The sequence below is a fragment of the Streptomyces sp. UW30 genome (genome assembly GCF_008042075.1).
Lineage (GTDB): Bacteria > Actinomycetota > Actinomycetes > Streptomycetales > Streptomycetaceae > Streptomyces.
The window spans coordinates 1,073,718-1,092,899 of the sequence record NZ_RDBN01000053.1 but is presented as its reverse complement, the minus strand read 5'-3'; the positions used below and the strand labels follow the sequence as shown (position 1 = coordinate 1,092,899).

The window sequence follows — 19,182 nt, the reverse complement described above, 5'->3', positions numbered from 1 at the left end:
GCGGGGGATGTCGCGAACTGGCGTGTATGCAGCGCATATCCACCGTTTCCCAGCGGTAGTAAGCACCTTGGTGGCAGTCTGCTCAACAGCAGATACGCAAAGTGGCAATCGCAGGCAGGCAGCCGGAGGTGCACGTCCCGTGGCGTCCAATGTCAATCCCACCGTCAGGCGACGCCGGCTGGGCCAGGAGCTGCGCCGGCTCCGCGAGCTCAAGGGCATGACGGCCGAGGAAGTGGCCGAGCGGCTGCTGGTGTCGCAGTCGAAGATCAGCCGGCTGGAGAACGGACGGCGCAGCATCAGCCAGCGCGACGTCCGCGACCTGTGCGGGGTCTACGAGGTGGAGGACCACCGGATCGTGGACTCGCTGATGCAGATGGCCAAGGATTCGCGCCAGCAAGGGTGGTGGCACTCGTTCGGAGACATCCCCTACAGCGTCTACATCGGGCTGGAGACGGACGCGGCGAGTCTGCGGGTGTACGACCCGCAGGTCGTCCCGGGGCTGTTGCAGACCAAGCAGTACGCCGAGGCCCTGATCGCCGGGGCGTTGCCGGAGACGGCGCAGACCGAGATCGAGAAACGGGTCCAGGTGCGCATGCGCCGACAGGAACGAATCTCCACCGAGGAGAACCCGCTGCGGCTGTGGACCGTGCTGGACGAGGCCGCCCTGCGTCGCGTCGTCGGCAACCGCTCGCTCATGCGCGACCAGCTGGAACAGCTCGTCGAGCAGTCCCAACTGCCGCACGTCACCGTGCAGGTCATCCCGTTCGACATGGGCGCGCACCCGGGCCTCAACGGGCAGTACGCGATCCTGGAGTTCCCGGACGCGGCCGACTCCAGCGTCGTCTACATCGAGGGCGTCACCAGCGACCTGTACCTGGAGAAGGCCAACGACGTCCAGAAGTACAGCGTGATGTACGAGCACCTGCGGGCGCAGGCCCTGAACGTGGAGCAGTCACGCCAGTTCATCGCGGACATCGCGAAGGAGTACGCGCGCTGAGAGCCCGCCCCGACCGGAGAAACGCGCACGGTACACCGTCGCCCGGCCGGGATGGAAGACTCCACTGGAATATGCCACCCACCCGAGTGAATAGTCGCTTCGTCAGGCGATGTTGGCGAGTAGCGTCGATCACGCCACCGAGCAACAAGGTTGGCGTGAATCGCCCTGCGGGATCCGGTCCGGACGTGCAGGGCGATGACAGCACTCAACATCTGGCAATTCGGAGCAAACATGGCAATTCGTCAGGGTGCCACGGACACGTGGACCAAGTCCTCGTACTCGACAGGGAACGGCGCTTGCGTCGAGGTCAAGTCGCCGGTCACAGCGGCCATGGCGGTGCGGGACTCCAAGGTGCCCGAGGGTCCCGTCCTGGGGTTCCCCGCGGACGCGTGGAACACCTTCGTGGCGTCGGTAAAGGCGTAAGGGGCGGGGCTGTCTGAACCCGCACCCTCGACCGACCGCACCACCGACAACTGCACAAGCACCACAAGAGCCCTCTCGACCAGCCCGCCGTCCTTGCCGAGAGGGCTCGGCTGTGCCCCCGTGATCAGGCGGTCCGCCGGATCACCTCACCGGGAACGCCACATCGCACACCGGATCCTGCGCTCCCGCCGCCTCCCAGTCCGCGAAGTACACCTCACGGCACGGACCCGCCTGTTCCAGGCCCTCCCGGGCGATCCACTCCTCCACCGCCTCGAAGGCGGCCAGAATCTGCGGATGGGCCACCTGCGCCTTGGTGATCCGGGTGTAGGCGAACCGCTGGGCGGGCCGCACGCCGACCTTGGTCTCCCAGGTGCGGCCGTGCTTCTCGGCCCACGCCCGCGCCGCCGCCTCGTCGGCCACCGGCACACACGACTCGGCCGGGCCGTCGCTCTCCATCGACACCTCGGCGTGGTAGACGACGAACGGCGCCGCGGTGACACCGCCGCACTCCCGTGCCGCCGCCTCCAGCCGGCCCAGCGACGCCCCGATCCACGCCGGCAGCTCGCCCGCCAGCACATGCCTGGCCTCGCTGATCACCACCTGCTCGGGCACGTCCACCGTCTCGACCACGAAGTTCTCGTACATCTCGGAGCTCCTCCCCGACAGTCGTCCACGGAGGTACTCGGCGAGGGTCCGCTGTCCCGCCACCCGGGCCTCGACGTCCGCCCAGTACGCGGCGAGCCGGTCGGCGGCCGTGGCCCCGTCCGGCGCCTCCACGACCTCCGCGATCCGGGCGAGCGGCATGTCCAGCTGACGCAGCAGCGCCACCAGACGGGCCCGCTCGGTCTGCCCGGCGCGGTAGTAGCGGTAGCCGCTGGCCTCGTCGACGTGCGCGGGGGCCAGCAGCCCCAGGCGGTCGTACAGCCGCAGTGCCTTGGCCGAGAGCCTGGCCCGCGCGGCGAAGGCCCCGATGGTGAGCAGTTCGTCGTCCACGGCCTCATCCTCCGTCACCGGGCGGCCTGTCCCGCCCGGTGACAAGGAGGCTCAGCCCTGCCCCAGGGGCAAGGTCAACGGCCGGTCAGGCCAGCTGGCCCTCGATGGCCGCCACGAGCTCGGTGGCCTCCGGCTCGGTCTGCGGCGAGAAGCGGGCGACGACGCTGCCGTCCCGGCCGATCAGGAACTTCTCGAAGTTCCAGCGGATGTCGCCGCTGTGCCCCTCGGCGTCGGCGACGGTGACCAGGCGGTCGTAGAGCGGGTGCCGGCCCTCCCCGTTCACCTCGACCTTCTCGGTCAGCGGGAAGGTCACGCCGTACGTCGCCGAGCAGAACTCGGCGATCTCCTCGGCGCTGCCGGGCTCCTGGCCCATGAACTGGTTGCAGGGCACGCCGAGCACGGTGAAGCCACGCTCCGCGTACTGCTCCTGGAGCTTCTCCAGGCCGGTGTACTGCGGGGTCAGGCCGCACTTGGAGGCGACGTTCACGACGAGCACCGCCTGGCCGGCGTACTGGGAGAGGTTCGCGGAACCGCCCTTGAGGGCGCCGATCTCGATGTCGAGGGGGGATGCGTTGGTGTCAGCAGTCATAAGCGGATGCTAGCTCCGGTAGATGTCGGACCCGTGGTCCGGCCCCGCCGCCCGCACCAGCACCTCCCCGGCCGCCGTACGCGAGTACAGCACCGACCGCCCCGCCCTCCGCCGCTCCACCAGCCCCGCGTCCAGCAGCACCCGCAGATGGCGGCCGACCGAGCCCAGTCCCTGGCCGGTCACGGCGACCAGCTGGGTCGTGCTGAGCGGGGTGTCGAGCAGGACGAGGACCTCCGCGCGCGTGGCCCCGAGCAGGGGGCCGAGGCTCGCCGGGACCGGGCGGGCGCCGGGGTCGGTGAGGGCGCCCGCGCAGGGATAGACCAGGGCGTATCGGGCGGGGGCCTCCCAGGAGACCCAGCCGCCCTTCGGGGTGACCGGGACGAAGAGCAGGTCGGCGCCGGAGATCTCGCGGGGCGGGTACTCGTGCAGGTTCACCTGGAGCCGGTTGCCGCCGAGCCAGCGGGTGCGGCCCGGTCGCAGGGAGTCCAGTACCGCCGCCCAGCCGCCCCGGCTCACCAGCGCCGTGCGGGCGACGACATCGGCCTCCAGGACGCGTCGGCGCCGGTCCCAGTCCGGGCGTACGGCCTCGGTCCAGACGTGGGTGAGGAGCGCGGCGGCGCGTTCGGGCAGGTCGTCGCGGTCCAGTACGGCGGGGAGGGGGCCGGCGAGGGAGACGGTGAGGTGGGCGCGGGCCTCGGCGGGGTCGGCCGCACGGATCCGGGCCAGGCCCTGCTCGAAGGTCTCCTCGTCCCTCGGCGTCGGGGTGAGGAAGTCGGCGATCCAGGCCCGGCCGAGACCGGCCCGCACCAGCCGGGCCGTGACGGGGTCGGCGGCCAGGCGGGCCCGGTAGCCGGGCAGATGGGCGTCGAGCCAGGCGCGTTCGCCGGGGTGGGTGGCGGCGCCGGAGTGCAGGAGCTTCAGCGCGGCGAACGTCTCGGCGAGGGGTGAGAGGACGAAACGGCTAGCGGCGAGGGTGTCGGCGTTGATCTGCCACCAGCCCATCGCCGGCCACCACCTTTCGCTTCCGCGCGAAACAATAACGGCCGCTTTCCCGGGCCCGCAGACTCCGCGCATGCGCAGCTACCAACAGCTCTTCCGCACACCGGAGTTCACGCCCCTCTTCCTCGCCTCCGCCCTCCAGACGGCGGCCTCGACGGTCGCCGGACTGGCCCTCGGCACGCTGGTGTACGCGGCGACCGAGTCACCGCTGCTGGCGGCGGTGAGCATGTTCTGTCCGCAGCTGGCGCAGGTGCTGGGAGCGACGACGCTGCTCTCGGCCGCGGACCGGCTCGCGCCGCGCGCCGCACTGACCGGCATCGCGCTGTCCTACGCCCTCGGTACGGCCGCGATGGCGGCGCCGGGCGCGCCGATCGGGGCGCTGTTCGCGCTGATCCTGCTGCAGGGTCTGATCGCCTCGCCGGCCGGCGGCGTCCGGTGGGGGCTGCTGAACGAGATCCTCACCAAGGACGGCTATCTGCTCGGCCGGTCGGTCTTCAACATGATGAGCGGGATCATGCAGATCACCGGATACGCGGTCGGCGGTGTCCTGGTGGCGGTGCTGTCCCCGCGTCCGGCGCTGCTGCTGGCGGCCGCGCTGTACGGCGCCGCGGCCGTCGGCCTCCGGCTGGGCCTCACCCCGCGCCCGCCCCGCGCCTCAGGGCGTCCCTCCGTCCGCGCGACCTGGCGCGCCAACGCCCTGCTGCTGTCCTCCCGCCCCCGCCGGCACCTCTATCTCGCCCTGTGGCTGCCCAACGGCCTGGTCGTCGGCTGCGAGTCGCTGTACGTGTCGTACGCGCCAAACGCCGCGGGCACGCTGTTCGCGTGTGCAGCGTTCGGCATGCTCGTCGGTGACATCACGGTCGGCCGCCTCCTCGGGAAGGAGCTGCGCGGTCGCCTCGGGGTTCCGCTGCTGTTGCTGCTGGCCGTGCCGTATCTCTTCTTCGCGCTGCGTCCGGGAGTGCCGGTGGCGGCCGTCTGCGTGGCCGTCGCGTCGGTCGGGTTCGGGGCGAGCCTGGTGCAGCAGGAGCGGCTGATGGCCGTGACGCCCGACGAACTCGCCGGGCACGCCCTGGGGCTGCACTCCGCCGGGATGCTCACGATGCAGGGGGTGGGCGCGACGCTGGCCGGAGCGGTGGCCCAACTGACCTCTCCGGCCACGGGGATGACGGTGATGGCGGTGGCGTCGATCGCGGTGACGCTGTCGCTGGCGGCCGCGAGCCTGCGGCACGCCGAGGACGGCGGGCTGGTGGCGGTGGGCCGGGGCTGAGCGGCGCCCCCGGTCAGCGCAGCGTCAGCTGGGCGTCAGCGGGGGCCGCGACTGTTGTGGGTATGACGTCCATCGTCGCGGTCTCCAGCAGCCTGCCCGACACCATTCCGATCGCCCGGTTCCAGCGCGAACTCGGGCTGTCCGACGTGCAGTTGAGGCGCTACCAGCGCTTCTACGGACTGAACGAGGTCTGCCGCGCCCCGGAGGCCTCGGAGACCGAGCTGCTGCTGCGCGCCACCGCCAAGCTCGCCGAGCTGCGCGGCCAGGAGCAGCGCGTGAAGTACGTCCTCCAGGCACGCACCATGCCCTCGCCGCTGCCCTATCCGCTGACGTCCCTCGGACCGCTCCAGGCCGAGCTGGGCCTGGAGCACGCGAGCGGGTTCGTGGTCTCGCACCACGCCTGCGCCTCGGGCCTGCTCGCCCTCGACATGGCCGGCACCCTGCTCGCCGCCGACCCCGACCCGGACGCGCTCGCCCTCGTCCTCACCGGCGAGAAGTCCGGCACCGGCAAGACGCAGTCCATCCCGGACGTCACGGTCATGGGCGAGGGCACCGCCGCCTTCCTGGTCAGCGCCGACCTCACCGGCCGCGACCGGATGCTCGGCTACGCCGCCCGCACCCACACCCGGTTCGGCGCCGACTTCATCATGAGCGACGCGGCGGCCAAGGACTTCCAGGACCTGTACGGGCCCGGCCTGACCGAGGTGATCGGCGCGGCCCTGGACGAGGCGGGCTGCGCCCTCGACGAGCTCGCGCTGGTGCTGCCGCACAACGTCAACCGGCTGTCGTGGATCGGTGTCTGCAAGGCGCTCGGGCTGCCGCTGGAGAAGGTCTTCCTCGACCTGGTGGCGCACACCGGGCACTGCTTCTGCGCCGACCCCTTCATCAACCTCCAGCGGGCCACGGAGCTGGGCCGGCTGCGCCCCGGCGACCGCTACCTGATGACCAGCGTGGGGCTCGGGGCGACCTTCGCGGCGATGGTCCTGGAGCACTGACCACCACTTGAGAATGACGAGGTCGACACAGATGCAACCACCGCCCGCCGGCTTCACCACGCGCCTGAAGCGCGCGGTCACGTCAGCCGCCGACACCCCGCTGGTGTTCCTGGGCAACTTCGAGGTCGAGAACCAGTGGGCGCTCGGCGAACCCGCGCTGCCCCGGGTCGGCGCGCACGCCGGCAGCGCGGTCGTCAACCGCATGGACGAGTTCGCGCTGCTGCTCGGCGGCAAGGACGACCACGTCGTCCTCAAGACGCCCCTCGACGACGGCTACCGCGGCTACCTGGAGGGCCTCGGCCTCGCCCTGCCCACCGTGCACGTGGTCGCCGGGCAGGACCCGCGCCGCACGGTCAGCGAGGACGCCCTCGCCGACCCGGAGCTGCTGCGCACCCTGTCGGCGCTGGCCGCTGATGGCGCCCGGCTGACCGCGCACGGCATCTCCACCGTCGAGGAGGAACTGGCCGCACGCACGGGCCTGGCCCTCGCCGCGCCGGACGCCGCCACCTGCAAGTGGGTCAACAGCAAGGTCTACAGCCGCCGCCTCTCCGACGAGCTCGGCATCCGCCAGGCGCGCGGCTGGGCCTGCGAGACGCTGGACGAGCTGGCGGACGCGGTCGCCGGGGCCGGTGAGCTGCTCGCCGCCGGACGCAAGGTCGTCGTCAAGGACGCCTTCGGGGTGTCCGGCAAGGGCATCGTCGTCCTCGACAGCGACAAGCGGCTCGCGCGGCTGCACCGGATGGCCGTCACACAGGCCGAGCGCGCGGCCGGTGAGGGCGGCACGGTGCGCACCGCGCTGGTCATCGAGGAGTGGGTGGCCAAGCGGGCCGACCTCAACTACCAGTTCACGGTGGGCCGAGGCGGCTCGGTGCACTTCGACTTCGTCAAGGAGCTGCTCACCGAGAACGGCGTCCACAAGGGCCACCGCATGCCCGCCCGGCTCACCGAACGGCAGGTGGCCGAGATCGCCGCCACCGCCGACCTGCTGGGTGAACGCCTCGCCGCCGACGGTTACTTCGGGGTGGTCGGCGTCGACGCCATGATCGAGCCGGACGACGGTCTCTACCCGGTCGTGGAGATCAACGCCCGCAACAACATGTCGACGTACCAGGCCGTCGTCCACGAGGGCCTGGCCGGACCCGAAGAGGTCGCCGTCGCCCGCCACTTCACGCTGCGGCCGAAGCGGGCGCTGCCCTTCGCCGAGCTGCGCGAGGTCCTCGACGGGCTGCTGCTGACCGAGCGCGGCCCGCGCCCGCGCGGCCTGTTCGTGAACAACTACGCCACGGTGAACGCCGCTGCCGCCGACGCCGGCGCCGACGGCTTCGAGGGCCGGCTCTACGGCGTCCTCGTGGCCGCCTCCGACGCCGAGGTGGCCGCCCTCGACACCGACATCACCCGCCGCCTCGCGGCCCACACGGATCGGAGCTGAACGTGAGCCTCGCCTACGAGGTGCAGGGCCTCGGCATCACCGAACTCGCCGAGCAGTACGGCACGCCCCTCTACCTGTACGACGGTGCGGAGATCACCACCCGCTTCCAGGGGCTGCGCGAGCGCCTGCACCCGGCGCTGGAGGTCTTCTACTCCCTCAAGGCCAACCCGAACATCTCCATCTGCGCCCTGCTGAACCGCTGCGGCGCCCGCGCCGAGGTGTCCTCGCTGACCGAGCTGGTCACGGCCCGCCGTGCCGGGGTCGCCCCGCAGGACATCATCTTCCTCGGCCCCGGCAAGTCCCGCGCCGAGCTGGCCGCCTGCCTGGACGAGGACATCCACGCCATCGTGTGCGAGTCCCTCGACGAACTCGCGCTGATCGACGAGGTGGCGCGGGAGAAGTTCGTCACCGCCCGGGTCGCGCTGCGCGTCAACCCGTCCTTCTCCGTGAAGGGTTCGGGCCTGACGATGGGCGGCAAGCCCCGCCAGTTCGGCATCGACGAGGAGCAGCTGCTCGCCGAGGGCCCGGAGCTCGCCTCCCGGTACCCGGCCGTACGTCTCATGGGCGTGCAGGTCTACCTGGGCACCCGCATCCTCGGCGAGGACACCGTCGTGGAGAACACCCGGCGCATCCTGGACCTCGCCGAGCGCATCTCGGCACACCTGGGCTTCCCGCTGGAGACCGTCGACGTCGGCGGCGGCCTCGGCATCGCCTACTTCGACAACGAGAAGGACCTCGACCTCGACGAGCTCACCGCCGCGCTGAACCCGGTCGTCGACGCCTTCGCCGTACGCCACCCCGACACCCGCATGATCATGGAGCTGGGCCGGTTCCTGGTCGCCGCGTCCGGCACCTATGTGACCCGGGTGCGCTACACGAAGCAGTCGATGGGCGAGAACTTCGCGGTCACCGACGGCGGCACCAACCACCACATGGCCGCCGTCGGCATCGGCTCCTACGTCAAGCGGAACTTCCCCATCGCCGCCCTGGAGCGCCTCGACGCCACGGCCACCGAGTCCTGGCACATCACGGGCCCGCTGTGCACGCCGAACGACGTCGTCGGCAAGAAGGTGCCCATGCCGCCGCTGGAGGCCGGCGAGCTCATCGGCGTGCAGCGCTCCGGCGCCTACGGGCCGACCGCCTCGCCCGTGCACTTCCTCAGCCACGGCTACCCGGCGGAGGTGCTCGTCCTCGACGGACGCGCGCACCTCATCCGCGAGCGCGACGACGTCGAGGCGATGCTCGGCCGCCAGCGGCTCTTCGACGGGCCCGGCGCCGACGACCACCGAACCCACAACTGACCGAACCAGCAGGGAGAAACCGGCATGACCGAGAACACCGCAGTCGTGGACGCCGCCGAGCGCGCCCGCTTCGTGGACGCCGTCCGCCAGGGCCTCACCGAGGTCCTCGGCAAGGACGTCTCCGGCGCCGAGGAGGGCGTGCGCCTCTTCGACGAGCTGGGGCTGGACTCCAGCAGCGCGCTGGAGCTGCTCATCACGATCGAGGAGATCCTCGACGTGCAGTTCGACGCCGAGGACCTGGAGATGACGCACTTCGAGACGGTGGGCTCGCTCGCCGACTTCGTCGCGTCGGAAGCGGGCGCCTGAGCATGTTCCGCACGGCAGCGCCCGTACGGCGCCCGGGGGTGGACGGCGGGAGAACGGCCGTGCCCCGGCTGGTGCGGGCGGCCCGGTACGCGCCGACGGCACCGCCGGACGCGTATGTGCCGGCGCCCGAACTGGAGGAGTTCTACGCGGAGCTGGGCGCCCCCTACGGGCTGCCCTTCGCGCGTGAGCGGTACGCCGCCTCGGCCCGCCGCACCTCCGTGGAGCTGGCGTTCGGCGCGCTGGACGCGCTCGGCGAACTGCCCGAAGGACGGACGCCGGAGCTGGTCGTGGTCGCCTACGCCACGCCCGACTTCGTGCACGCCCAGCTGGTCGCGTCGTGCGTGAAGGGGCGGCTGCCGGGCTCGCCCCTCGCCTTCGCGCTGTCCGACCAGGGGCCGCTCACCGCGTTCAGCGCGCTGCGGGTGGCCGTGGAGTACGCCCGGCGCTGCGGGTTCACCCGGCTGCTGGTGCTGGTCGTGGACCAGAGCACCCAGCCGTTCGCGGTGCCGGACGCGGCGGCCGTGCACGCCGACTCGGCGGTGGCGCTGCTGCTGGACTGGGACGGGGGCGCGGCTCCCGTACGGGGCATGGCGCAGGGGCCGCTGTCGGCGCCGGGCCTGTTCGCCGGGTGGGACCCGGCGGCCGCGGTCGTGGCGGGCGCGGGGCTCGCCGAGGCCGACTGCCGACTGCCGTCGTCCGACGGCCCGTCGGCGACCGCCGGGCCCGGGCTGCCGTGCACGGGCGTGTGGGCGGCCCTGCTGGACGCGGTGGCCCGAGGGGTCACCGGACCGGTGGTCGTGGCGGACCACGACCCGGGGCGCGGGCTGCTGGCGCACTGCGTGCTCGACTGCGCCGACGAACTTCTGACACGGGGGAATGGGGAAACCGATGACGGCTGCGGCCGAGGTGCGTGAGCACTGCCGGGAGGCGCGCGGCAACGCGCGCACGGACGGACTGGTGCCCGCGCTGACACTGCTGACGAGGGCCCTGTCGCCGAAGGCACCGCCGCGCGGGCCGCGCGGCCACGCCGTCCTGCCGAAGGAACTGCTCGACGAGTTCGCCGCGATGGAGGCCGCCGACGCCGGACGCGACGAGCGCCGCGACGACGTGCCGGTGCCCGGTCTCGCCGTGCTGCGGCCCGACGGGGACACGGACGCGGCCGAGGCGACGGACGGGCCCGACCCGCATGCCTGGGACACGGGGCTCGCCTGGCTGCGGCTCGGCATGTCCGAACGGCTGCGGGAGGCCTGCATCGCCTATCTCGCGGCCCGGCAGGTCGAGGGCACCTCGCTGCTGATGCAGCAGATGGTCAAGGGCACCCTCGCCGACGTACTGATCGAACACCTGGAGATCGAGGGCGTCCTGGAGGAACTCGCCGACGCCCCCGACGGCGACCGCACCCTCGCCCGCCTCCAGCGACAGATCACCCGCGCCGACCGCACCCTGCTGCGCCTCCTCGGCGCCCACGGCTTCACGGCGGACGGCCCGGGCCCCACGGCCCACGCCTGTGAGCTGCTCGCCGACGTGTACCGCCGGGAGGACCCGTGATCAGCCTGCCCGCCCCGCTCGTCACCACCCAGGAGCATGTGCGGCGCTGGGCCTCGGACCTGCGGGCGCACGCCCTCGAACTCGACCGGGACCCCGACGCCGTCCGGCACCACCTCGACCTGCCCGCCGTGCGGTTCCTGGCCGGGCACGAGGTGCCGCCCGGGTGGGAGCGGGAGAGCGGCGCGGCGGGTGCGGGGCCCGCGCACGGGCTGGCCACCCTGGAACGGGTCCTGGTGAGCGAGGAGTTGGCCCGCGGGGACGCCGGGATGATGCTCGCCTCGCCGGGCGCCTCCATGTGCGGGGTGCTGCTCGGCGTGCTCGGCAGCCAGGAGCAGCGGGACTGGGTGTACGGCCGGCTCGCCGAGCGCCCGCGCTGGACCTGCTTCGCCCTCACCGAACCCGAACGCGGCTCCGCCATCGGCGAGATGACCGCCACCCTCACCCCGACCGGCGACGGCGGCTACGTCCTCGACGGCGAGAAGCGCTACGTCGGCAACGCCGCCCGCGCCGACGTCGGCGCCGTCTTCGCGCGCGTCGCCGGAACCGAGCGGCTCGGGGTGCTGGCCGTCCTGGTGGACACCGCGGACCCCGGCTTCAGGGCCGAGCCACTGCCTACGGTGGGGCTGCGCGGCGCCCAGCTGACGCACATCACGCTGAATCGGGTGCGGGTGCCCGCCGAGCGGGTGCTCGGGTCCCATCTGCCGCCCACCCGGCGCGGCATGTGGAGCATCGTCGCCGTCTTCAACCAGCTGCGCCCCAGCGTCGCCGCCATCGCCCTGGGCATCGCCCGCGCCGCCCACGAGTACGTCGCCGAGCACCGGAAGCTGCTGCGCGGGCAGGAGCGCGAGACGTACGAGGAACTCGGCCACCGCATCGACGCGGCCCGTCTGCTGACCTACCGGGCCGCCCTCGCCGTGGACCGGCGTCCGGCGGCCGGGCACCTGGCGTCGGCCGCGAAGGCCCGCGCCTGCGAGCTCGCCGAGGACGTGACCCTGGCCGCGCTCGACTTCTTCGGCCCCGGCGCCCGGCTCGACCATCCGCTGCTGGAGAAGCTGGCCAGGGACGCCCGGGGGGTGGAGTTCATGGAAGGTACACGCAACATCCAGAAACTCAATCTCTTCCAGGGGCTGCACACCGGAAAGGTGGGGCAGCGGTGAGGGAACAGGCAGGCGCGGAGGTGGAGGTGTGGCGCATTCCGCTTTCCGCCGAACCGGAACCGGAAGGCAGGCCTTCCGCTCTCGAAGACCTCCTGGACGACCACGAGCGATCCCGGGCCCGGATGGGGAAAGTCCCGGGAATGCGACGCCGCTTCGTACGGGCGCACGCGGCGGCCCGCATCATCCTCGGCGCCCGGCTCGGACGCGCCCCGGGGGCCGTCCGCTTCACCCGCGGACGCTGGGGCAAACCGTCCGTCGAGGACGCCGCCGGGACACACTTCAGCCTGTCCCACTCGGGCGACCTGGCGCTGCTCGCGCTGGCGCCGAGACCGGTCGGCGTGGATCTGGAACTGGCTCGCGCCGACCTCGACTTCACCCGGCTGGCCAGGCGTTTCTTCCCGGAAGCGGAACGCGATTCGGTGGTCCGCGGCGGCCGGGACACCTTCGTGCGGCTGTGGACCCGCAAGGAGGCGTGCGTGAAGGCGGCGGGCGGCCGGCTCACCCAGGGCATGGGCGTGCCGGTGGCCCACACGGCGCCCCAGGCCGTCGTACGGGATCCGGCGGGCGCGCTCGCCGGTCCCTGGCGGGTGGCCGACCTGGCGCTGCCCGACGGATATGCGGGGGCCGTCGCCCTGCTCGGCGGCGGTCCCTTTTCCGTGTCATCGCGGATGTGGTATGACATGCCGCCGGAAGAATCCGACGCCATGTCGGCCACCCGGGGTGTCAAGTAGAAGAAACTCCCCCTCGAATCGGAGTACTTGTACCCGTGAACGCGCGCCGGGCCGTCAGTAGGTTTTGTTCAGGCAAGAGCGCGCGGTAATCACCGGCCGGAATTTCGTACCTCAGCGCGTGTCCGTGATCCCGGGCAATTCATTCGAGAAGGGGAAAGCAATCGTGGGAGGCAGGAACCTGATCACCAGGGCCGCTCGCTGGAGCGCCGTCCACCCCTGGTGGGCGATGACGCTCTGGGTGGTGTTCGTGCTGGGCGCCCTGGTGGTCGGCGGAATGACCGGCACACGGTCGGCGACCGTCTCGGACCTGGCCATCGGGCAGTCCGGACGTGCGGCCGAGATAGCCAAGAGCGGCGGCCTGGAGAACCGGGCCGTGGAGAACATCCTGGTGACGCCCTACGAGGGCACGCTCGACCAGGACAGGGCGCGGGCGGCGGCAGACGACGCCGCGGACGCGCTGCGGGGCGCCAAGGGCGTCACCGCGATCGGCAAACCCGTGCCGGCGCCGGACGGTTCGGCCCTGCTGGTGCCGGTGACCCTCGGCGGTGACCCCGAGACCGCGAGCGAACGGGTGCAGCCGCTGCTCGACCGGGTCGAGAAGGTCGGCGAGGCGCACAGCGAGGTCCGGGTCGAACTCGTGGGCGCCGGCTCCATCAAGGCCGGGCTCGACGACATGCTGTCCGAGGACCTGGGCCGGGCGACGGGGCTGAGCCTTCCGGTGACGCTGATCATCATGGTGTTCGTCTTCGGGGCGATCGTCGCCGCGAGCGTCCCCGTCATCCTCGGCATCTCGTCCGTGCTCGCCGGCCTCGGGCTGTGGGGCGTGGCCTCCCAACTCATCGCCGACCCGGGCCCGGTGACCCACATCATCGTGCTGATGGGCATGGCCATCGGCGTCGACTACTCGCTCTTCTACCTCAAGCGGCAGCGCGAGGAGCGCGCCCTGGGCGCCGACAACATCGACGCCATCGAGATCGCCTCCGCCACCTCAGGCCACTCCGTGATGGTCTCCGGCCTGGTGGTCATGGTCTCCATGGGCGCTCTCTACCTCGCCGGGCACATCGCCTTCGAGTCGATGGCGACCGGAGCGGTGCTCGTCGTCGCCATCGCGATGCTCGCCTCGCTGACCGTGCTGCCCGCGATGCTCTCCAAGTTCGGCCGCTACCTGGACCGGCCGCGCGTGCCACTGGTGTGGCGGCTGACCCAGCGCGCGGGCTCCAAGCCGCGCCTGTGGTCGGCGATGCTCAAGCCGTCCCTGCGCCACCCGGTCATCGCCCTGGTGCTGTCGGTGGGTGCGCTCCTCGCGCTCGCCGTGCCGGCCCTGGACCTGAAGCTGAAGGCCACCGGCGTCGACGACCTGCCGCACTCCATCCCCGCGATGCAGGCCAACGAGCGGCTGACCGAGTCGTTTCCGAGCCAGGCCGACACCCACACCGTCGCCGTACGGGTCCCCGCCGGCCAGGCCGACCGGCTGCCCGGCGCGGTCACCCGGCTCGTCGAACGCACCCAGCACTCCGGCCTGTTCGTGCACACCCCGGCGCCCGAGGTGCGCACGTCCAAGGACGGCAGGATCGTCACCGTCGCGGTCGGCACCCGCTTCGACAGCAACTCCGAGAAGGCGCGCGAGTCCCTGACGGCCCTGCGTGAGGACATCGCCCCGCAGACCGTCGGCAAGGTGGAGGGCGCCGAGTTCGCGGTCGGCGGCAGCGACGTGGCCTACGACGTGGACTACCGGGCCAACGTCGTCGACAAGATGCCCTGGGTGCTGGGGGTGGCGCTGCTGCTGACCTTCCTGGTCATGGCCATCGCGTTCCGCTCGATCATGCTCGCGATGATCACGGTGGTGCTCAACGTCCTGTCGGCGGTGGCGTCGTTCGGGCTGCTGGCGCTGATCTTCCAGCGGACCTGGGCCGAGGGGATCCTGGACTTCGAATCCACCGGGCGGGTGGTGGCCTGGCTGCCGCTGATGCTGTTCGTGATCCTGCTCGGACTGTCGATGGACTACCACGTCTTCGTCGTCAGCCGGATCCGGGAGGCGGCCCGCGGCGGACTGCCCATCCGGGAGGCCGTCGAGCAGGGCATCACCCGCACGGCCGGCGTCGTGACGAGCGCCGCGGTGGTGATGGTCAGCGTGTTCGCGCTGCTCGCCTCGCTGAGTTTCATCGAGATGAAGCAGATGGGTGTCGGCATGGCCTGCGCGGTGCTGCTGGACGCCACACTGATCCGGATCGTGGTCCTGCCGTCGATGGTCACGCTGCTCGGCTGGAAGACCTGGTGGCCCTCGCGGCTGGCGCATCAGAACGAGGCGCGGCCGACGCGGATTCCGCCCGTGCTCGCGCGCAGGGCACCGATTCTCTGAGGTTCTGCGACCACGGCGTTGCGTCGAAGGGGCGGCCCATCCGGGCCGCCCCTTCCGTCATATCTGTCACCTTTCGTTCCGGACCCGCGCTAAACGTCCTGTGAATTGTGTGAGCTCCACTTGGGAGTCCTGTGGCGAAAGTTGTGGGAGTTGTACACTCAGACGCGCGTTCGGCGGTGAGCGACCAACTGATCCTTCGCTGACCCATTGGTGAATCATCAACATCCCGGCGGACGCGACGACGGGGGAAACTGGACGATCAGGGGGATATGTCCATGCACGGTGACGACGGCCTGCCGTCGGCGCGTTGGCAGACCGAGCTCGCACGCGTAGGAGCCCTTTCCGATCGCGAGTTGCAGGTCTTCGCGCTCCTGGGTGCCGGACTTTCCAATCGCGGTATCGCGACCCGGCTTCTGGTCACGGAGCGCACGGTGAAGGCGCATGTCGCGAGCATTCTGACGAAACTGGAAGTGGAATCCCGCCTTCAGGTGGGTCTGATCGCCCAGGCGCACCAGCTCATGTACGAAGGTACAGTGTCAAACGACTCGGACGTGATTGATAATTGATCAGTTCGAGTAACTCCCAGGTAATTCCCTTGTCGGGCCCGACGGAATGAGTCGTGTTCGTTCCGCGTGCTGCCCGAAGCCGTGAGGTGGGAGCTCGCGGCCGAATTCTTGGATAGGGATGGGAATTTTTGTGTACATCTCCATACTGGGCCCGCTGCTGATAGGGGACGGTCAGCGGACTGTCGGTCTGCGGGCGAAGAAGATACGGGTCATGCTGACCATGCTCGCGTTGAACCCCGGCCAAGTGGTCGCGTTCGACGAGCTGATCGACGAACTGTGGGGCGAAGTCCCTCTCAAGAACACGCGCAACGCACTGCAGGCCAACGTCAAGCGCATGCGTAAAGCGCTTGCCGAGTTCGGATTCGAGGATCCCGACCAGACCCTCATCCGAACCGTGGACAACGGCTACATGCTCGATGTCCCCGAGGAGGCACTCGACGCCCACCGCTTCCTGCGGATGGCGGAGAAGGGCGCGGGTCTGGCGGGCCAGCGGCCGCACGAGGCGAGGGACCTGCTGCGGCAGTCCCTCGCCATGTGGCGGGGGCCCGCCCTGCTCGACGTGAGCGACGGGCCGCGCTGCCGGGCCGTGGCGCTCCGTCTCGACGAACAGCGCAAGTCAGCCAGGGAAGACCTGATCGAGGCACAGTTGCAGGCCGGCGAGGCGGGGGTCGTCGTTGCCGAGCTGAAGCAGTTGCTCGCTCAGTATCCCGAACGGGAGCGGTTCAGCGAGCAGTTGATGATCGCGCTGTACCGCTGCGGACGGCAGTCCGAGGCGATCGACATCTTCCATCGCACCCGTAAGTGGCTGGACGAGGAACTGGGTCTGAAGCCGTCCCGGCGGCTGCACAGCACGTATCAGGCGATCCTGATGCAGGACCCGTCCCTGTGATCTCGTAGGGCGAACGACAAGGCGCCGGCGGCTCGTTTCGAGCCACCGGCGCCTTTGTCGTTGCCTGCGCTGCCTCAGGTCCGGCGCAGGGCCCGGTCCGTGAGCGTGCCGATCTGCCGCGCCGCCTCGCCCGTCAGCATCTCCTCGTGCCCGCACGGCACTTGGTGGACGACGACCTCGCCGTCCACGTACGGCTGCCAGCGGTTCGGCTCCGCCGTGGCCACGAAGAGCGTGAGGTCACCCTTGAAACGGCCGGGGGTGAAGAGGCGGGCGATGTCGGTGTGGTGGCGCATGACGGTCATCAGCCTGCGCAGGTCCTCCTCGGGGATTTCCGTGCCGCGGGCGTGGTGTTCGAGGAACGCGGTGCGGATCTGGTCGTCGGTGGGGTTGGGGTCGTCGGGCTCGACGGGGGCCACGTCCAGTGCCGCCAGGAACTCCACGCGCTCGCCCGCCTCCTGGAGCCGGACGGCCATCTCGTGCGCGACGAGCCCGCCGAACGACCAGCCCAGCAGGTGGTACGGCCCCTGCGGCTGAACCTGCCGGACACGCTCGACGTAGGTCGCGGCGAGGGCGGCCACGTCCTGCGGGCGCTCCCAGCCACCGGGTGGCGCGGCTATGCCGTCCGACTGGAGGGCGTACACCGGGCGTGCCGGGTCCAGATGGGAGGTCAGTTCGGCGAAGGGGAACCCGAAGCCGACGCCGCCGTGGACGCAGAAGAGCGGGGGGAGGGTGCCGGTCCCGCGGAGCGGGAGCACGGGGACGAGTGCGGGTGACCCCTGGGGGGCGTGTGCGCCGTCGGCGGCCGCGGCGGTGGTGTTCTCAGCCGCTGTCGCCAGTGCCTTCACCGTCCGGTGGGTGAAGACGTCCGACAGGGACAGGGTGAGGCCCGCCTTTTCCGCCCGGCTGACTATCTGGACCGAGCGCAGGCTGTCGCCGCCCAGGGTGAAGAAGTCGGCGTCCGCGTCCACCTCGGCCAGTCCCAGTACCTCGCAGAAGACCTCCGCCAGGGTCTTCTCGGCGGGTGTGCGGGGTGGGCGGCCGGTGGGCTCGGGGCTTGCGGTACCCGGGGTCGGCAGGGCTCGGGTGTCGAGCTTGCCGTTCGGGGTCAGAGGGAGCTCGGGCAGGGTGACCAGGGACGTCGGGACCATGTGGGCCGGCAGGGACTCGGCGACGTGGGCGCGCAGGACGGGGACGTCCACGGCCGCGACGCCGGGCACCGGGACCACGTAGCCCGTCAGTTGGCGGTCGCCCGTCGGGGTCGCGGTCGGCACCACCGCCGCCTGTGCGATCACCGGGTGCCGGGTCAGCGCGGCCTCGATCTCGCCCGGCTCGATACGGAAGCCGCGCAGCTTGATCTGGTGGTCGGCGCGGCCGACGTAGTCCAGGGTGCCGTCGGAGCGCCACCGTACGCGGTCACCCGTGCGGTACATGCGGGTGCCGGGCTCGCCGTACGGGTCCGCGACGAAACGCTCGGCGGTGGTGCCGGGGCGGCCCAGATAGCCGTGCGCGAGGCCGGCGCCGGCGAGGTAGAGCTCGCCGGTGACGCCGACCGGCGTGGGGGAGAGGGCCGCGTCGAGCACGTACACGCGGAAGTTGGCCAGCGGGCGCCCGATCGGGGGCTTGCCGCCCGGGGCGAGCGGGTCGCTCCAGGTGGCGCACACCGAGGTCTCCGTCGGGCCGTAGGCGTTGCGCAGCGTGACGTGCGGGGCGAGGCGGTCCACCACCGCCGGCGGGCACGCCTCGCCGCCGACCAGCAGGCACAGGTCGCCGGGGAGCGCGGCCGGATCGGGGAAGCCGGCCACCACGGTGGGCGGCAGGATCGCGTGGTTGACGCCGTACTCGGCGATCAGCTCGGCCAGCAGCGGCGCGGACACCCTGCTGTCGGGGGTGGCGCACACCAGCGCGCCGCCGCTGTACAGCGAGGCGGACAGCTCCCACACCGTGGCGTCGAAGCTGAACGACGCGAACTGCAGCACCCGGGTCCCGGGCCCCGCCCCCATCTCCGCACGCAGGTTGGCGACCAGATTGGCCGCGCCCGCGTGCGGCACGGCGACGCCCTTGGGGCGGCCGGTCGAGCCCGAGGTGTAGATGACGTACGCCGTGTCCCGCGCGGTCAGCGGGCGAGTGCGGTCGGTGTCGGTGGGGTCGGTGGCGGGCAGGGCGCGCAGTTCGGCGAGGGTGCCGGGGGCGTCCAGGACCAGCGGGGACACCCCCGGGAGCCGGCCGGCGGCCTCCTCGACGGACAGGACCTCGGCCGGGGCGGCGTCCTGGAGCATGTACGCGATGCGCTCGGCCGGGTAGTCCGGGTCGACCGGCAGATAGGCGGCGCCGGTCTTCAGTACGGCGAGCAGCGCGACGACCGTGCGGGCCGAGCGGGGCAGGGCCAGGGCGACCACGTCGCCGGGGCCGATGCCGCGGCCGAGGAGCAGGTGGGCGAGGCGGTTGGCCTCGGTGTTGAGTTCGGCGTAGGTCAGCGGGACGGCACCGGGGACGATCAGCGCCGGGCCGGCCCGGCGGCGGTCCGGGGGCAGCGGTCTGCCGTCGCGTACGTCACGGCAGTAGGAGGTGACGGCCTGCCACCAGCTGCCGGGCTTCGCCCCGTCCTTCCCGTCCTTCGACGCGGAGTCGTGATC

General features: G+C 71.6%; 18 protein-coding genes. 14 read left to right on the top strand and 4 right to left on the bottom strand.

Annotated elements, in window-relative coordinates:
* The first annotated feature begins 139 nt into the window (after positions 1-139).
* Together EAO75_RS39265 and EAO75_RS39260 are read left to right on the top strand one after the other, a co-directional pair.
* On the top strand, positions 140-997 hold the full coding sequence (locus EAO75_RS39265) for a helix-turn-helix domain-containing protein (RefSeq protein ID WP_147999839.1): 858 nt from the start codon (positions 140-142) through the stop codon (positions 995-997).
* Between the two features lie 231 nt (positions 998-1,228).
* Positions 1,229-1,420: a DUF397 domain-containing protein gene (locus tag EAO75_RS39260; RefSeq protein WP_147999838.1), complete on the top strand. Its 192-nt coding sequence runs from the start codon at positions 1,229-1,231 to the stop codon at positions 1,418-1,420.
* A gap of 141 nt (positions 1,421-1,561) precedes the next feature.
* On the opposite strand, the gene EAO75_RS39255 is transcribed toward EAO75_RS39260, so the two are convergent.
* The 3 genes from EAO75_RS39255 to EAO75_RS39245 form a co-directional block, all read right to left on the bottom strand.
* Positions 1,562-2,431, bottom strand: a complete 870-nt coding sequence (locus EAO75_RS39255) for a MerR family transcriptional regulator (RefSeq protein ID WP_147999837.1) — start codon at positions 2,429-2,431, stop codon at positions 1,562-1,564.
* 67 nt (positions 2,432-2,498) lie between these two features.
* A complete protein-coding gene (locus tag EAO75_RS39250) occupies positions 2,499-3,002 on the bottom strand; it encodes a glutathione peroxidase (protein ID WP_147999836.1) in 504 nt (167 codons plus the stop codon).
* Positions 3,003-3,011: 9 nt separating this feature from the next.
* Positions 3,012-4,004: an ArsR/SmtB family transcription factor gene (locus tag EAO75_RS39245; RefSeq protein WP_147999835.1), complete on the bottom strand. Its 993-nt coding sequence runs from the start codon at positions 4,002-4,004 to the stop codon at positions 3,012-3,014.
* Positions 4,005-4,074: 70 nt separating this feature from the next.
* On the opposite strand from EAO75_RS39245, the gene EAO75_RS39240 reads away from it, so the two are divergent.
* The 12 genes from EAO75_RS39240 to EAO75_RS39180 all read left to right on the top strand — a co-directional run bounded on the left by EAO75_RS39240 (position 4,075) and on the right by EAO75_RS39180 (position 16,549).
* Positions 4,075-5,268 (top strand): MFS transporter, encoded by a 1,194-nt coding sequence (locus tag EAO75_RS39240; RefSeq protein WP_147999834.1) that lies wholly within the window; start codon positions 4,075-4,077, stop codon positions 5,266-5,268.
* Between the two features lie 62 nt (positions 5,269-5,330).
* Positions 5,331-6,263, top strand: coding sequence for a 3-oxoacyl-[acyl-carrier-protein] synthase III C-terminal domain-containing protein (locus tag EAO75_RS39235; protein ID WP_147999833.1), 933 nt, complete (start codon positions 5,331-5,333; stop codon positions 6,261-6,263).
* A gap of 13 nt (positions 6,264-6,276) precedes the next feature.
* Entirely contained in the window at positions 6,277-7,692 is a 1,416-nt protein-coding gene (locus EAO75_RS39230) for an ATP-grasp domain-containing protein (protein WP_261989604.1), read from the top strand.
* Positions 7,693-7,694: 2 nt separating this feature from the next.
* Positions 7,695-8,993, top strand: a complete 1,299-nt coding sequence (locus EAO75_RS39225; protein WP_147999831.1) for a type III PLP-dependent enzyme — start codon at positions 7,695-7,697, stop codon at positions 8,991-8,993.
* A 24-nt stretch (positions 8,994-9,017) separates the two neighbouring features.
* A complete protein-coding gene (locus EAO75_RS39220; RefSeq protein ID WP_147999830.1) occupies positions 9,018-9,299 on the top strand; it encodes an acyl carrier protein in 282 nt (93 codons plus the stop codon).
* A 2-nt stretch (positions 9,300-9,301) separates the two neighbouring features.
* Positions 9,302-10,213 carry a hypothetical protein gene (locus tag EAO75_RS39215; protein ID WP_187284760.1) on the top strand — a complete coding sequence of 304 codons (912 nt, stop codon included), beginning with the start codon at positions 9,302-9,304 and terminating at the stop codon, positions 10,211-10,213.
* Complete coding sequence (locus EAO75_RS39210; protein WP_147999829.1) at positions 10,188-10,847, top strand: hypothetical protein; 660 nt, start codon at positions 10,188-10,190, stop codon at positions 10,845-10,847. The genes EAO75_RS39215 and EAO75_RS39210 overlap by 26 nt, the downstream gene beginning before the upstream one ends.
* Positions 10,844-12,004: an acyl-CoA dehydrogenase family protein gene (locus EAO75_RS39205; RefSeq protein WP_147999828.1), complete on the top strand. Its 1,161-nt coding sequence runs from the start codon at positions 10,844-10,846 to the stop codon at positions 12,002-12,004. The genes EAO75_RS39210 and EAO75_RS39205 overlap by 4 nt, the downstream gene beginning before the upstream one ends.
* A 140-nt stretch (positions 12,005-12,144) precedes the next feature.
* Entirely contained in the window at positions 12,145-12,735 is a 591-nt protein-coding gene (locus EAO75_RS39200) for a 4'-phosphopantetheinyl transferase family protein (protein ID WP_261989603.1), read from the top strand.
* A gap of 163 nt (positions 12,736-12,898) precedes the next feature.
* A complete protein-coding gene (locus tag EAO75_RS39195; RefSeq protein ID WP_147999826.1) occupies positions 12,899-15,094 on the top strand; it encodes an MMPL family transporter in 2,196 nt (731 codons plus the stop codon).
* 275 nt (positions 15,095-15,369) lie between these two features.
* On the top strand, positions 15,370-15,660 hold the full coding sequence (locus EAO75_RS39190) for a response regulator transcription factor (RefSeq protein WP_187284759.1): 291 nt from the start codon (positions 15,370-15,372) through the stop codon (positions 15,658-15,660).
* Positions 15,661-15,790: 130 nt separating this feature from the next.
* Positions 15,791-16,549, top strand: a complete 759-nt coding sequence (locus EAO75_RS39180; protein ID WP_261989602.1) for an AfsR/SARP family transcriptional regulator — start codon at positions 15,791-15,793, stop codon at positions 16,547-16,549.
* A 74-nt stretch (positions 16,550-16,623) separates the two neighbouring features.
* Here EAO75_RS39180 and EAO75_RS39175 read toward each other — a convergent pair.
* On the bottom strand, positions 16,624-19,182 hold a 2,559-nt coding region (locus tag EAO75_RS39175), incomplete at its 5' end, for an amino acid adenylation domain-containing protein (protein WP_148000543.1).